The organism is Arthrobacter sp. 2762 (assembly GCF_040548745.1).
Lineage (GTDB): Bacteria > Actinomycetota > Actinomycetes > Actinomycetales > Micrococcaceae > Arthrobacter.
This window is the reverse complement of the sequence record NZ_JBEPSI010000003.1, coordinates 196,140-210,946: the sequence shown is the minus strand read 5'-3', so window position 1 is coordinate 210,946 and position 14,807 is coordinate 196,140. Positions and strand designations below refer to the sequence as shown.

Annotated in this window: 12 protein-coding genes; 2 read left to right on the top strand and 10 right to left on the bottom strand. The window is 61.1% G+C overall.

All coding sequences use genetic code 11. The features are described 5' to 3' along the window. Nucleotides 1–756 (bottom strand): DNA repair protein RecO, encoded by a 756-nt coding sequence (gene recO / locus ABIE18_RS07570; RefSeq protein ID WP_499722069.1) that lies wholly within the window; start codon nucleotides 754–756, stop codon nucleotides 1–3. 86 nt (nucleotides 757–842) lie between these two features. Then, complete coding sequence (gene leuA / locus ABIE18_RS07565) at nucleotides 843–2,582, bottom strand: 2-isopropylmalate synthase (RefSeq protein ID WP_431115340.1); 1,740 nt, start codon at nucleotides 2,580–2,582, stop codon at nucleotides 843–845. Nucleotides 2,583–2,833: 251 nt separating this feature from the next. On the opposite strand from leuA, the gene ABIE18_RS07560 reads away from it, so the two are divergent. Beyond that, on the top strand, nucleotides 2,834–4,786 hold the full coding sequence (locus tag ABIE18_RS07560; protein ID WP_499722067.1) for a M13 family metallopeptidase: 1,953 nt from the start codon (nucleotides 2,834–2,836) through the stop codon (nucleotides 4,784–4,786). A 95-nt stretch (nucleotides 4,787–4,881) separates the two neighbouring features. Here ABIE18_RS07560 and ABIE18_RS07555 read toward each other — a convergent pair whose 3' ends face one another. The 5 genes from ABIE18_RS07555 to ABIE18_RS07535 all read right to left on the bottom strand — a co-directional run bounded on the left by ABIE18_RS07555 (nucleotide 4,882) and on the right by ABIE18_RS07535 (nucleotide 10,387). Beyond that, nucleotides 4,882–6,453 (bottom strand): LCP family protein, encoded by a 1,572-nt coding sequence (locus ABIE18_RS07555; RefSeq protein ID WP_499722066.1) that lies wholly within the window; start codon nucleotides 6,451–6,453, stop codon nucleotides 4,882–4,884. Between the two features lie 104 nt (nucleotides 6,454–6,557). Continuing rightward, entirely contained in the window at nucleotides 6,558–7,553 is a 996-nt protein-coding gene (gene era / locus ABIE18_RS07550; RefSeq protein WP_499722065.1) for a GTPase Era, read from the bottom strand. Then, entirely contained in the window at nucleotides 7,504–8,835 is a 1,332-nt protein-coding gene (locus tag ABIE18_RS07545; protein ID WP_499722064.1) for a hemolysin family protein, read from the bottom strand. The genes era and ABIE18_RS07545 overlap by 50 nt, the downstream gene beginning before the upstream one ends. Beyond that, the gene (gene ybeY / locus ABIE18_RS07540; protein ID WP_224090475.1) at nucleotides 8,832–9,305 is read right to left on the bottom strand and encodes an rRNA maturation RNase YbeY; all 474 of its coding nucleotides are present in this window, start codon (nucleotides 9,303–9,305) and stop codon (nucleotides 8,832–8,834) included. The genes ABIE18_RS07545 and ybeY overlap by 4 nt, the downstream gene beginning before the upstream one ends. Beyond that, entirely contained in the window at nucleotides 9,302–10,387 is a 1,086-nt protein-coding gene (locus ABIE18_RS07535) for a PhoH family protein (protein ID WP_223946156.1), read from the bottom strand. The genes ybeY and ABIE18_RS07535 overlap by 4 nt, the downstream gene beginning before the upstream one ends. Before the next feature lie 430 nt (nucleotides 10,388–10,817). Between ABIE18_RS07535 and ABIE18_RS07530 the strand changes: the two genes are divergently transcribed. Beyond that, on the top strand, nucleotides 10,818–11,690 hold the full coding sequence (locus tag ABIE18_RS07530; RefSeq protein WP_499722063.1) for a GerMN domain-containing protein: 873 nt from the start codon (nucleotides 10,818–10,820) through the stop codon (nucleotides 11,688–11,690). 46 nt (nucleotides 11,691–11,736) lie between these two features. On the opposite strand, the gene ABIE18_RS07525 is transcribed toward ABIE18_RS07530, so the two are convergent. From ABIE18_RS07525 to hrcA, 3 genes are read right to left on the bottom strand one after another with little or no spacing between them, the layout of a single operon-like run. Next, nucleotides 11,737–12,510, bottom strand: coding sequence for a 16S rRNA (uracil(1498)-N(3))-methyltransferase (locus tag ABIE18_RS07525; protein WP_499722062.1), 774 nt, complete (start codon nucleotides 12,508–12,510; stop codon nucleotides 11,737–11,739). A gap of 2 nt (nucleotides 12,511–12,512) precedes the next feature. After that, nucleotides 12,513–13,640 carry a molecular chaperone DnaJ gene (dnaJ, locus tag ABIE18_RS07520; RefSeq protein ID WP_499722061.1) on the bottom strand — a complete coding sequence of 376 codons (1,128 nt, stop codon included), beginning with the start codon at nucleotides 13,638–13,640 and terminating at the stop codon, nucleotides 12,513–12,515. A gap of 51 nt (nucleotides 13,641–13,691) precedes the next feature. Continuing rightward, nucleotides 13,692–14,699: a heat-inducible transcriptional repressor HrcA gene (gene hrcA, locus ABIE18_RS07515; protein WP_216925592.1), complete on the bottom strand. Its 1,008-nt coding sequence runs from the start codon at nucleotides 14,697–14,699 to the stop codon at nucleotides 13,692–13,694. Nucleotides 14,700–14,807 lie beyond the last annotated feature (108 nt).

Here is a 14,807-nt window from a genome sequence, read left to right as displayed (position 1 = left end):
TCAGCTTCGCTCCACGTGTTTGAGTGATTTCAAGGCGCGTTCCAAATGCCATTGCAGGTAACTGGCCACCAGTCCGGCCGCTTCGCGTCGATGCCGCGAATCCGAGGCGTCAGCGACGCTCCAATCCCCGGTCAGGAGGGCTCCGAGCAACACCACGGTTTCCGGCGCCGGAGCCGGTGAGCCGGGCGGGCGGCAATCGCCACACACCATACCCCCCAGTGGCGCGGCAAAGGCCGTGTGTAGTCCGGGCCTGCCGCACCGGGCGCAATCAGTAAAGCTCGGCGCCCATCCGCCAGTGGCCAACGCGCGCAAGAGATAGGAGTCCAGAATAAGTTCCGGAGCATGGTCCGAGCGGCTGAGCGCGGCCAGGGCACCTACCAGGAGGTTGTACTGGGCGGTGCCGGACTCGGCGTCCGCGTCTGTAAGCTTCTCGGCTGTCTCTGTCATGGCAGCAGCTACAGTAAAGCGGCCATAGTCCGCTGCAATGCTGCTCCCATAGGCGCCTTTGGCAACAGCCTGGGTGACGATATCCAGAGTCCGGCCAGAGATGAGCTGCAAGTCCGCCACCATGAACGGTTCCAGCCGGGCGCCGAAACGGCTGGTGGTCCTCCGCACACCTTTTGCGACCGCACGTACTTGCCCGTGATGCTTGGTCAGCAGGGTAATAATCCGATCTGCCTCGCCCAACTTATGGGTGCGGAGCACAACGGCATCGTCCCGGTAGGACCGTGCTGCAAATGAGGAGGGATTGGCCACAACTAATCTTCGCACTAAGCCAGTGGCCAAGGAGGACCACAAGCCCGTGTGGTGACGGTATTTCCCGTCACCACACGGTCCAGGCGTTAGGCCCGGGCGTCCCGAACTGCCCGGTTTACAGCCGAGATGAGTGCCTTGAGTGAAGAAGTGGTGGTGCTGGGGTCGATTCCCACGCCCCAGAGGACACGTTCGCCCACCGCGCATTCAACATAAGCAGCCGCGCTTGCGCTGCCGCCCTCTGACAATGCATGTTCGCTGTAGTCGAGCACACGGACATCAACGCCGTCGTGGTGCAGGATGTCCAGGAGCGCGGCGATTGGGCCGTTACCATGGCCGGTCCTGCGCACCTCTACGCCATCGATCCGCAGATTTGCGTTCATGGTCATGGCGCCGGTCTCATCCGTTTCCGTGCTTACGCTGCCCAGGGAGTACCGGCCCCACTGGGCTTGTTCCTCATCGGAGGGCAGGTATTCGTCCTGGAAGATCTGCCAGAGCTGTGCCCCGCTGACCTCGCCACCAACAGCATCTGTCCGGCGCTGGATGACGCCGGAGAATTCAATCTGGGCGCGCCGCGGCAGATCGAGATTGTGCTCGTTCTTCAGCAGGTATGCCACGCCGCCCTTGCCGGACTGCGAGTTGACCCGGATGACGGCTTCATAGCTTCGGCCCAGATCCTTGGGATCAATAGGCAGGTACGGAACCTGCCAGGTGAAATCGTCCACGGGTACGCCTGCCGCGGCAGCATCCTTCTCGAGTGCTTCGAAGCCCTTCTTGATGGCGTCCTGGTGCGAGCCGGAAAAGGCAGTGAAGACGAGGTCGCCACCATAGGGCGAACGTTCGGGAACCGGCAACTGGTTGCAGTACTCAACCGTGCGGCGGATCTCGTCGATATCAGAGAAGTCGATCATGGGGTCCACGCCCTGGACAAACATGTTCAAGCCCAGGGTGACGAGGTCAACGTTTCCCGTGCGCTCACCATTGCCGAACAGGCAGCCCTCAATGCGGTCTGCTCCAGCCAGGTAGCCGAGTTCCGCGGCAGCAACGCCGGTACCACGATCGTTGTGCGGGTGCAGTGAAATGATGATGCCGTCGCGGGGATGCAGATTGCGGTGCATCCACTCAATGGAGTCGGCATAGACGTTGGGAGTTGCCATCTCCACCGTGGCCGGCAGGTTGATAATGACCTGCTTGTCCGCTGATGCTTCAAAAACATCTGCAATCGCATTGCAAACGCGGGCTGCATACTCCAGCTCGGTTCCGGTGAACGACTCCGGAGAGTACTCGTAGGTGATGTGGGTATCGGTCAGCGTCTCTTCATACTTCTTGCACAGGCGGGCACCCTGCAGGGCGATATCAAGGATGCCGTCCTCGTCCTGGTTGAAGACAACCCGGCGCTGCAGCACAGAAGTGGAGTTATACAGGTGCACGATCGCCTGCTTGGCACCCACCAAGGACTCGTAAGTCCGTTCAATCAGGTGTTCACGCGCCTGGGTGAGGACCTGAATAGTGACATCGTCCGGAATATGGCCGCCTTCGATCAGCTGCCGAACGAAATCAAAGTCGGTCTGGGATGCGGAGGGAAACCCAACCTCGATCTCCTTGTATCCCATGTTGACCAGCAGCTGGAACATCTTCAGCTTGCGCGCCGGGCTCATGGGATCGATCAGCGCCTGGTTACCATCGCGCAGGTCCACTGCACACCAGCGTGGGGCCTTGGTGATGACTTTGTCCGGCCAAGTACGATCCGGAACTTCGACAGTGATCTGGTCCTGGAACGGCAGGTAGCGGTGAATCGGCATACCGGAGGGCTTTTGTGCATTACGCATGTCGTGTTGGCCTTTTCTCTAAGATCTAAATGAAAGCTTAGCCGGGCACAACTAAACTCCGCGGCGAGGGTGGCCCAGCTTTCAGATAGCTTTCAGGCCTCGCCGCGGCAGCTAAGAAGAAGCATTCCCGCACGCACAAGTTCACAGTAACACGGTGCGTATGATGACATTGCAACACCTCATGCAACGTCCACTATGCAGACGCAGCGACGGTGGCAACGCCGGCTGCAGCGTCCATTCAAGGAGCCACAGTGCCACAGTCGGGGATCACTCTTTCCAACATCGATCACAGCGTCCGGCCGCAGGACGATCTCTACCAGCACGTCAACGGTGCATGGCTGAACAGCACGACGATCCCTGACGACCGCCCGCTGGAAGGCACCTTCACCGCTCTGCGGGACGAGGCAGAATTGGCTGTCAAGGCGATCATCGAGGAAGCCGCGAACAAGGGAGCATCAGCCTCCGGCATCGAACAGAAGGTCGGCGGACTTTACGCGAGCTTCATGGATGAGGCCGCGGCAGAGGCGAAGGGACTCGAACCCTTGCAGGAGCGACTGGAGGAAGTCCGGTCAGTGGGTTCGGCAGAGGAATTTGCGGCGTTACTGGGCCGGCTGTTCCGGTGCGACGTGTCCGGTTTGTTCTCCATCTACCCGGCACCCGACGCCGGCAACCCGGAGCGGATTCTTCTGTACATCGGCCAAGGCGGCCTCGGTCTCCCGGACGAGTCCTACTATCGCGATGAAAAGTTTGCGCCGATAGTGGCCGCCTACGGTGAATACGTCACCAAGTTGTTCCGCCTCGCCGGAGTTGCAGACGCAGAAGCCGCGGCTGGCCGCATCGTTGCCTTGGAAAAGGCCCTCGCATCCCACCACTGGGACAACGTCACCCTTCGGGATCCCCAAAAGACATACAACCTGAAAACGGCGGAAGAAGCAGCGAAGCTGTTCCCCTTGTTGGATACCTGGTTTGAGGCTGGCCGCGTCGATGCCGGCAAACGCGGCGAGATCGTGGTCAGCACGCCGGACTTCTTTGCCGGCGCAGCAGCGCTTCTGGAATCGGAACCCCTTGCCGTCTGGAAGGAATGGCTGACCCTGAGGGTGCTCAGCTCCGCGGCGCCTTACCTGTCCTCGGAGTTTGTGGACACGAACTTCGACTTCTACGGGACCACACTCAGTGGCACACCACAGAACAAGGAGCGCTGGAAGCGCGGCGTGGCCGTCGTCGAGGCAGCACTTGGCGAGGCAGTGGGCCAAATCTACGTGGAGCGCCATTTCCCCGAGGGCCACAAGGCAAGGATGCAAACTCTCGTGGCCAATCTGATCGAGGCCTACCGGGAAAGCATTTCTTCCCTTGAGTGGATGGGTGAGGACACAAAGGCCGAAGCCCTTAAGAAGCTGGACGCGTTCCGCCCCAAGATTGGTTTCCCTGAGAAGTGGATCGACTACTCCGCCGTTGAGATCGACCCCAATGACCTCTTGGGTAACGTTGAGCGGGCCCACGACGCCGACGTCGATCGCCACCTGGATGAAATCGGCAAGCCGGTGGACTTGGACAAGTGGCTCATGACGCCACAGACCGTGAACGCCTACTACCACCCGATGCTGAACGAAATCGTGTTCCCCGCCGCTATCCTCCAGCCCCCGTTCTTCACGGCAGAAGCAGACGACGCCGTGAACTACGGCGGCATTGGTGCTGTGATCGGGCATGAGATCGGCCATGGATTCGATGACCAGGGATCCCAATTCGACGGAAGCGGAGCCCTCCGCAATTGGTGGACGGAAGAGGACAGGACGGCCTTCGAAGCCCGCACGGCAAAGTTGGTTGCCCAATTCGACGCCCTATCCCCGTACGCGGCACCTGACCACAAGGTCAACGGCAAACTGACGCTGGGTGAGAACATCGGTGACCTGGGGGGACTCACCATTGCGTACAAGGCCTACCTGCTCAGCCTCGATGGTGCCGAGCCCGAGGTCCTGGATGGTTTCACCGGCCAGCAACGGTTCTTCATGTCCTGGGCTGCCGGCTGGCGCCAGGTGATCCGGGCCGAGGAAGCGATCCGCAGGCTTGCTACCGATCCACACTCCCCCAACGAGTTCCGCACCAATGCGATTGCCCGGAACCTCGACGCCTTCCACGAAACATTCCAGGTCAACGATCAAGACCGGATGTGGATGGCACCTGAGGACAGAGTCAGCATCTGGTAAAGCCACTACGAAGAATGGCCGGGCCCCGTGTGTGAACCGGGTCCGGCCATTCGTCTTTGGTCCTGCCTTTACCGCCAACTGCGCTGCGCTGACTGCTATTGGGTGATGTAGAGCGGGTTCACCTGTTGGCAGACTGCTTCTTTGGCCGTCTGGTTGACAACATCGGGCGGAACCGAGGCCGCCCCGTAGGCTGTCCCCGTTGCGAAGTCCGTACCCACGTAGAGCTGCACGCCCGAAACTCCCCGGGCTTGCTGAACCTGTGCCGCCGGGATGCCGAACAGCGTGGCAACGTCCGTAGCAACATCAGCGAAGTCCGGACCGTAGTAGACCACAGTCTTCTCCACTGGGTTTGCCAAATATGACACTGACTGTGTAAATCCATTGCCGGTCAGGGTCGCCAGGATTTCCTGTGCCCTGGTCCCAACTCCGCTGCCGTTGGCGACTGCCACTGGCTGGATGGCTTTGTTATAAGCCGGGACGGAAGGGGCAGCGGTGGTAGGCGCCGCCGAAGGTGTTCCGTCCCCGGGCGCTGTTGGAGCCGGGCTCGAGGTTGCTCCGGGATTTGTCAGGTCCAGATCGGCGCGAAGGGCCGCGAAGAGCTGTGATGCCTGGGGCTCAACGAGTTCCAACCGGTTGGGGTCCAATGCGGCCGGCTGGGTGGGGACGGCGACAAACGCGACCTTGGAGACATCAATGTCCTTCAACCTTCCACCAATCGTCAACAGCGATGGCACGGACGCCAACCCCTCATCGACGGTGAGGTTTTGCGTGACGACGTCAGCGATCTGCAGGAGCCTTTGCGGATTGCCGAGCGTGCCGTCGGCCTTCAGCTTCCGCGTCAGTGATGAAAGAAATGCCTGCTGGCCCTTGATTCGGCCGAGGTCGCCACCGTCTCCGAAGGCATGCCGGGTACGCAGGAATGCCAGGGCCTGCTCGCCTTCGACCTGGGAGTTGCCCTTCGCCAAACGAAGATGGGAGTCGGGATCAAAGACGGGATCACTGACACAAACATCCACTCCGCCGACGGCCTTGGAGAGTTCCTTCACCGCGTTGAAGTCCGCCATCATGAAGTGATCAATTTCCAGGCCGGTGAGCTTATTGATCGTGTCCACAGCGCAGCCGATTCCGGCTTCTGCCATGGCTTCGTTGATCATCACGCCGCTCCGCGCCGGGAACGTCTGATTGTTGGTGTGGTCCGTGCACTGGGGCACATCAACCAGGAGGTCACGTGGGAAACTCATGACGCTGACCCGTTTATTGTCCGCAGAAATGTCCAGCAGCATCATGACATCCGAGTGGCCGTAGCCCGTGGAATCGTCCGCGTTGCCGTACTGGGAGTTTTTCCCATCCCGGGTATCCGATCCGAGGATAAGAATCTGCAGGCGGTCCGATTTGTCATTGACCACGGCGTCACTGCTATCGCGTGATTCGGCCGCGGATAGCGGGGCCTTGGTGATGTTGGTCTGTAGCCGGATAAACCAGAAGGCTGCAAAAGCAACGCCGGCAACGAGAGCCACCGACACGAGGCCGGTAACAATCTTTAGCCACAACGGAAGCCCCTTGGGCGCGTTCATGTGGCGCGGAGTTCCCTCGGGGTCCTCCCCATGGCGCGCCGCATCGGGAGCAGCGGTGCCGGGGCCCAGTGGGCGGGCGTCACGACGTCGCACTATTCGGTTACCTTTCCTCAAACACGTGGATCCCCGCAATCATAGTGGCCGATTCTGGGAAGTTCCTTATCGAGCCCAGGCCACGCCGTTGCCGTGACGCCGGGTCAGAAGCCGAGTTTTACCAATTGTTTGGGATCCCGCTGCCAGTCTTTGGCAACCTTGACATGCAAATCCAGGTAGATCCTGGTTCCCAGGAGCGTCTCGATTCCCTTACGCGCATTGGTTCCGACTTCCCGCAGCCTGCTGCCACCCTTACCGATGATGATGGCTTTCTGGGAAGGCCGCTCCACGTAAAGATTGACGCGGACGTCCAGCAAGGGATTGTCCTCCGTACGTCCTTCTCGGGGCACGATTTCCTCAACGACGACGGCAAGGGAGTGGGGAAGTTCATCCCGGACACCTTCGAGGGCGGCTTCGCGGATGAGTTCAGCAATCATGACGGCCTCGGGCTCGTCGGTCAGCTCGCCATCCGGGTAAAGGGGCGGCGACGACGGCATGTGCCCGATAAGTACGTCGGCAACGGTGGATACCTGGAAACCATCGGCGGCAGAAACGGGAACGATATCCGCCCAGCCTTGTTCTCCGAGGACTTCACGGCCCAGAGCAGCAACTGCGAGCAACTGTTCCGTCAGTGCCTGCCGGTCCACCAGGTCAGTCTTAGTCACAATGGCAACAATGGGCTTGCGGCCCACGGCAGCCAGTTGAGCGGCGATGTACTTATCGCCGGGACCGATCTTCTCATTGGCCGGCAAGCAGAAGCCGATGGCGTCCACCTCGGACAACGTGTCAGCCACGAGGTCGTTGAGCCGCTTTCCCAAAAGCGTGCGGGGCCGGTGGAGGCCGGGGGTATCAACCAGGATCAGTTGTGCGTCCTCGCGGTGGACGATGCCACGGATCGTGTGGCGGGTGGTCTGCGGTTTGGCCGATGTAATGGCCACCTTCTGCCCCACCAACGCATTTGTCAGCGTGGACTTACCCGCGTTGGGGCGGCCAACGAGGACCGAGAATCCGGCGTGGAAGCCACCGAAATCGTCATCGGCGTCTAATTTCTTATTTTGCTTGCTCACGTGGAACTCCCTGTTGCGTTGTGTCTGCCTCATCGAGAAGGTCTTCAAAGTCAGTGTCTTCCTTTGGCATGGCTGCCGCAATGATGTGGCTGACCCGGTTTCGGCGACCCTCAAGCCTATCTGCCTTTAGCGACACACCGTTCACTTCAACCGAGCTCCCGACGATCGGAACCTGGCCAAGAGCCTTGGCAAGGAGGCCGCCAACGGTGTCCACTTCGTCGTCGTCGAGGTCGATATCGAACAGCTCCCCGAGGTCATCAATGCTCATGCGGGCACTGACACGGTAGGTTCCGTCGCCGAGGTCCACCGCTTCTTCCGCAGCAGAATCGTACTCGTCAACGATCTCTCCTACGATTTCCTCGATGAGATCCTCCAAAGTCACCAGGCCCGCGGTGCCGCCGTACTCATCGATAACGATGGCCACGTGGGTGGATTCCTTCTGCAGTTCCTTCAAGAGGTCGCTCACGGGCTTTGATTCCGGGACGTACCGAACATCCCGGGCGAGAGAATCGACGTCGTGCGCTTGCAGTCCGGGTTCGCCGCGATGCATCGCCGCAGCAACGTCCTTGAGGTAGAGAATGCCGCGGATCTGGTCCGTGTTTTCGCCAATGACCGGTATCCGCGAGTAGCCGGAGCGGAGGAAAAGGGCCATGGCCGCTTCGAGGTCCGATCCCGTCCCGATGCTGACGATGTCCGTGCGCGGAACCATGACCGAGCGAACCAACGTATCGCCGAAGTCAAAGACCGAGTGGATGAGCTCTGCCTCGTTGTCTTCGATCATGTCCGATTCCGCCGCCCGGTCCACGAACTCGCGGAATTCTTCCTCGCTGACAAACGCGTCATCACCGCCGGGGGCTCCGGGCGCGACTGCGCTCCCCAACGCGACAAGCCAGCCGGGAATCGGTCCGAGGATCCAGCAGAGGAACCTGATCAGCGGCGCGGTAAACCGGACGACGGGACCCGAATGCGCGCGCCCCAACTGCCGTGGCGAGACGCCAACCAAGACGAATCCGATGACAGCCATGATGCCGGTCGCCGCCAGGCCTGCAAGCCACACGTTGTCCAGCAAACTGTGCATGACGACAGCGACGGCGACTGCTGCAGCCATCTCGAACCACACGCGCCAGAACCGCAGGGCACGCATATGTGCGACGGGGTTCTTGAGGATGCTCCCCAAGGCCTTGCCCTTGCTGCGGACTACCGATTGTTCAGCTTCGTGCCGGGGCAGGAAATTGAACGCAGCCTCAGCTGCGGTCAGCAAGGCGACGAAACTGAGGAAAACCAGCGCCATGCCGACCAGGATGAGCGAGGTCACTGCATGGTCTCCATGGGGGCATCCTTGCCCAGGAACTCAGACAGCAACTCACGCTGCAAACCGAACATTTCTTCCTTTTCCTCCGGTTCAGCATGGTCGAAACCAAGCAGGTGGAGGATGCCGTGCGTGGCGAGCAACAGCATTTCGTCCTGAGTGGTGTGTCCGGCGTTCCGCGCCTGCACCTCGGCCACCTGGGGACATATGGCAATGTCTCCGAGCATTCCCTGCGGTGTCGGCTTGTCGGGCGTGCCCGGCGTCAACTCATCCATGGGCACCGAGAGCACATCCGTGGCTCCTGGTTCATCCATGAGTTCGATGTGCAGCTTCTCCATGGCTGGTTCATCCACCAGGAGGATGGACAGCTCAGCCTGCGGATGGATGTAGAGGCGCTCGAAGATGAACCGCGACAATGTCACCAGTTGGGCTTCATCCACCTCCACGCCGGATTCGTTGTTGATTTCAATGCTCATTTTCGTTCTCCACGTTTGTGATGTGTGCCGGCAGCCCCATCCGTACGGTGCGCGTCATCCCACCTGCTGTAGGCGGAGACGATGTCTGCAACCAAACGGTGCCGGACGACGTCCGCAGCCTCCAGGATGGAGAAATTGACGTCGTCGATCCCACTGAGGATTTCCCGTACGATCCGTAGTCCGGAGGTGGAGCCAAAAGGCAGGTCGATCTGTGTTACGTCTCCCGTTACAACCATCTTGGAACCGAATCCCAGGCGGGTCAGGAACATCTTCATTTGTTCAGGAGTGGTGTTCTGGGCCTCGTCCAGGATGATGAAGGCGTCGTTGAGCGTCCGTCCACGCATGTAGGCCAACGGTGCGACCTCAATGGTGCCGGCAGCCATCAGCCGGGGAATGGACTCGGGATCCATCATGTCGTGCAAGGCGTCGTAAAGCGGCCGCAGGTAGGGATCGATTTTGTCGCTCAGCGTTCCCGGCAGGAAGCCCAGCCGCTCCCCCGCCTCAACAGCGGGCCGGGTCAGGATGATCCGGCTTACTTCCTTGAGTTGGAGGGCCTGAACGGCCTTGGCCATGGCGAGGTAGGTCTTGCCAGTACCTGCCGGGCCAATACCGAAGATCACCGTGTTCGCATCGATGGCATCCACATAGTTCTTCTGGTTCAAGGTCTTGGGCCGGATGGTTTTGCCACGGCTCGAGAGAATGTTGTGGGTGAGGACATCCACGGGATTCTGGACTGACTGTGTCCTCAGGAGGGAAACGAGCTGCTGCAGGACATCCGGGGTAACGACCGTTCCCCTGGCCACCAGTCCGCGGACCTCCTCAAGAAGGCGCATGATGCGCGGTATGACCGTGGACGGACCGGACATGGACAATTCATTGCCGCGAACGTGGAAATTGACGTCCGGGAACTGCTCCTCGATGTAGCGCAAGGCTTCGTCATGGCTGCCCAATGAGTGAACCATCTGATCGGAGTTGTCGAACGTGACGATTTCCGTGCGCGTGCCCGGTAAGGTGTGCGGGAACTCGGTGGTGGCTGGGTTCCCGTTTCCGGTCCGCAGCCGCCCATTCAGGGATTCACTCATAGTGGTGGCCGTACGGCCTCTTCTCCTCCGGTCGGATCACAGTTGGTCCATCGTTTCGACAACGGGACTGGCTCAACCGCCAGGCCATATGCCGGAATGCCTTCAATCCTACGCCAGCCCGGCAGACCACGGGCGTTCGCCCGCGCATCCTCCGCCGTATCCTCCCCCAGGGGCCCCCAGGCTGCGACATTTTGTCTCAACTCGGCATCAAGCGGGTATCAATCCTGTTTCAGTTGCCGCCAGTACCCGCGAACCCGGCCAGCCGCCGTCGACGATATGCCAAGCTGGCAGAGCGGGTAGTCAGACTACGCGCGTTCGACGGGCCGGCGACAACCACCGGCCGCAAAGGCAAGGAACCCCCATCGCGCAGTCAGTAAGCCATCAGCCCGGCGGGCGAAAGCGGAAAAAGTCCGCCGTCGCAGCGCCTGCGATGCTTGCTGTCCTTTTGCTGACCGGCTGTATCGCCAACGGTGGACCTACGCAAGCCACCTCCAGTGCGCCGCCAGCCAGCGTCCAGGAAGCTCCGGCCAGCAATGCTCCCCTGGAGACCACCCAGGCGTCCACTAAGATCCCGGTCTATTGGATTGGGCGGAGCAAAGAAGATGTGTACCTGTACCGCGAATTCAGGGACATCTCCGGCGATGGAAACCCCGTCACCACTGCGCTGCGCATCATGATGGCCGAGAAGCCCTTGGACCACGACTTCTTCACCCCGTGGCAGGACCCAAACAGCCTGGCAACATCTATCTCGGGCAAGAACGTGATCACCGTTGATATTTCCCGGGATGCCTTCAACTCCAATCTTGATGCGGGCATGGCGCAACGGGCTGTACAGCAGCTGGTTTACACGGCCACGGCAGCGGCCTCGTCGTCAGGCCTGATCAACTCCGGGCAGCAAATCCAAGTGGTCATCCTGGTTGACGGTCACACGGATTTCATGGCATTCGGCCAGGTGCGGCTCGGTCAACCGATGGCCAGGGATGCTTCCTTGGTGGCGCCACTATGGATCATCGATCCGCAGGAGGACACCTCCCTGCCCGCCGGCCCTGTTAAATTCAATGGCCGCAGCACTGACAGCTCCAAGCCGGTCAGCTGGCAGATCCTCCGGGACAACGGCAATGGCGAAAAGGCCAGCCTCCTGACCGGCCAGACAAAAGCCACAGGAGAGCCGGGACAATTCGGCGTCTTCTCGTTCAGCGCGACCCTGAAACCAGGGAAATACGAATTGCGCGTGTCCCAGGTTCAGGACTCCGGGCAAGCAGACACATCCACCACGGATACGCGGCTTTTCAGCGTCGGCTAGAGCCGGCGTCCGGCGTCCGTTAGCGTTGCCTGGAAGGCGACAGAACCTACCAGCGCCCCAGGACGTCGGAGGCGAGGACGACGGCGGCGGGTCCCGCCGTCGAGGACCTCAGGACGTGGTGGCCCAAGAGGGCCGTGACCGCCCCGGCGTCGCTGAGGCGGGTTACCTCGCGCGGCGAGATGCCACCTTCGGGCCCTACGATCAAGAGGACTTCACGCGGCGAATCCAGCCCGCGGCCTTCAGCCGCGATCGGCGCTTCGAGGACGGTCCGCAAAGGGTTCTTGGCGTCCTCGTGAAGGATCACGGCCAGGTCCGCGGCAGCAACAGCCTTTGCCAAAGCCGCGGAATCCAGGATAGGACGCACCTCCGGTATCCATGCCCGGCGGGCCTGCTTCGCCGCGGCAGTGACCACAGACTGCCACTTCGCGTGGGCCTTCGCAGCGCGATCCCCCTTCCAGCGGACGATGGATCGCTCAGCCTGCCATGGGATGACTGCGTCTATGCCCAGTTCGGTGGCCGTCTCAATGGCCAACTCGTCGCGGTCACCCTTGGCCAATGCTTGGACAAGGACCAAACGCACGTCCGGCTGGTCTTCGAAAATCACACCGGAGGCCATGACGGACAAACTTCCAGGGCCGACCTCTGCCACCGTGCCTGTCAGGCGGGCTCCTGCGCCATCGGCAATGTCCACGGCTTCACCGACAGTGAGCCTCTTCACCGTAACGGCATGCCGGGCTTCTGCACCGTCGATGACGAACAACGCGCCCGGCTCAACACCGTCCAGGCTCCCGGCAGGCGTGAAGAAAACGGGGTTGCTCACCGCTACAGGTTACCGAGCTTGTCCCGCAGCTTGGCGAACATGCCGCCGCTGGCCACGAGTTTGCCTTCGCTGAACTGCTCGCCGCGCAACTTGGCAAGCTGCTGCAGGAGCTCTTCCTGTGCCGGATCCAGCTTGACCGGTGTCTCAACGTGCAGGTGCACCTTGAGATCGCCGCGGCCGTAGCCCCTGAGGTGGGTGACCCCCAAACCGCGAAGCGTGATGACCTCGCCGGACTGGGTGCCAGCCTTGACGTCGATCTCCTGGGCCCCGTCGAAAGTTTCCAGGCTCAGTTCCGTACCCAAGGCTGCTGCCGTCATGGGAACGCTCAACGTGGCGTGCAGATCGTCGCCTTCGCGGATGTAGGTGGAGTCACTGTTGACGCGGATTTCTACATAGAGGTCACCGGCAGGTCCGCCTGCTGGTCCCGCTTCGCCCTGTCCGGAGAGCTGGATCCGCGTACCTGTGGCAACGCCGGCAGGTACCTTGATGGTGAGGGACCGGCGGCTGCGGATGCGGCCCTGCCCGTTGCACTCGTTGCAGGGATCCTTGATGACCGTACCGAAGCCCTCGCAGGAACCACATGGTGCGGTGGTCATGACCTGGCCCAAGATGGATCGAACGGCCCGCTGGACTTGGCCACTGCCGCCACAAATGTCACACCGCTCCGGGTGCGTGCCCGGCCGGCAGCAGCTGCCATCGCACGTCGGGCAGACGACGGCCGTGTCAACTTCAAGCTTCTTGTTGACACCAAACACGGCATCCTTGAGGTCGATGCGGACGCTGATCAGTGCGTCCTGGCCCCTGCGAACACGGGAGGCCGGACCAGCGTGCCCGCCGCCACCGCCGAAGAAGGTATCGAAGATGTCCTGGAACGCGAAGCCCTGGCCGGAGTAGCCACCACCGAAACCGTTGTCAGTGCCGTTCTCGTTACCGGTGGCATCGTAGACGCGACGCTTTTGGGGGTCGGACAGAACTTCGTAAGCATGCGTCACGGCCTTGAACTGCTCCGCGACATCCTCCCCCGGGTTGACGTCCGGGTGAAGCTTGCGCGCCAACTTGCGGTACGCCTTTTTGATCTCTTCCCCGGTGGCTTCCGGCGAGACTCCCAAAACGTCATAGTGGCTGCTCAAAGTCGGTATCTCTTCCTTGTTGTTACTGCGATTCTTATCTCGGGCCTGGCGTCAGCCGCCGAGAATGCGGGAAAGGTAGCGGGCCACGGCGCGCACGGCAGCCATGGTGGTGGGATAGTCCATCCGGGTTGGTCCGAGGATTCCCACCTTGGCACCGGAGCCGTACCCCGTTGCCACGACCGATGCTTCCGCCAGGCCGTCATAGGGATTCTCGCGCCCGATGCTCACTGTCACGCCGCGGGGATCATCACCCATGTCGGACAACAACCGGAGCATGACAACTTGTTCCTCAAGGGCTTCCAGCACTGGCCCGATACTCAACGGGAAATCCACGTTTGAGCGCGCAAGGTTGGCTGTTCCGGCCATGACGATACGCTCTTCACGGCTGGTGTCGCTCAGGGCCTGGAGACCATGGGCAAGGTGCTGCGCGAGCCCACGAAGGTCCGGCGGACACAACGCAACCACGGAAGGCAACACCTGCGGCAGCAGTGCCAATTGGGTGCCCGCAATGCTGCCAAGGAACCGGGAACGCAGGGCCATCAAGGCCTCGTTGCTTACATCGGAACCGGCCTCGATGACCTTCTGGCCAACGCTTCCGGTATCTGCGATGAGCACCACGAGCACCTGCTTTGGCGCCAGGAGGACAAATTCGACGTGCCGGACCAGGGCCCGGTTGGAGTGCGGGTACTGAACGACGGCGACCTGGTTGGTCAGTTGCGACAGGAGCCTGACTGTGCGCTCAAGGATGTCATCGAGGTCGTCCGGCCCTTCAAGGAGCGAGTGGATGGCCCGACGCTCCGCGGCTGACAACGGCTTGACCTGCGAGATGCGGTCCACAAACAGGCGATAGCCCTTGTCCGTGGGGATGCGGCCTGCGCTGGTATGCGGCGCTGCGATGAGGCCTTCTTCTTCCAGTACAGCCATATCGTTCCGGATGGTGGCGCTGGAAACGCCGAGATGATGCCGCTCCACAAGTGCCTTGGATCCAACAGGCTCGCGTGAATGCACATAATCCTCAACGATTGCGCGCAGTACTTCAAGCTTGCGTGGCTCACTCATTGCAACACCTCCTGACGACTGTCCCGGCCTTTCTCGGACGGATAAATAGCACTCACTTAGCACTCAACATGCCCAAGTGCTAACAAGTCTAGTATGAGCCAGCACGTT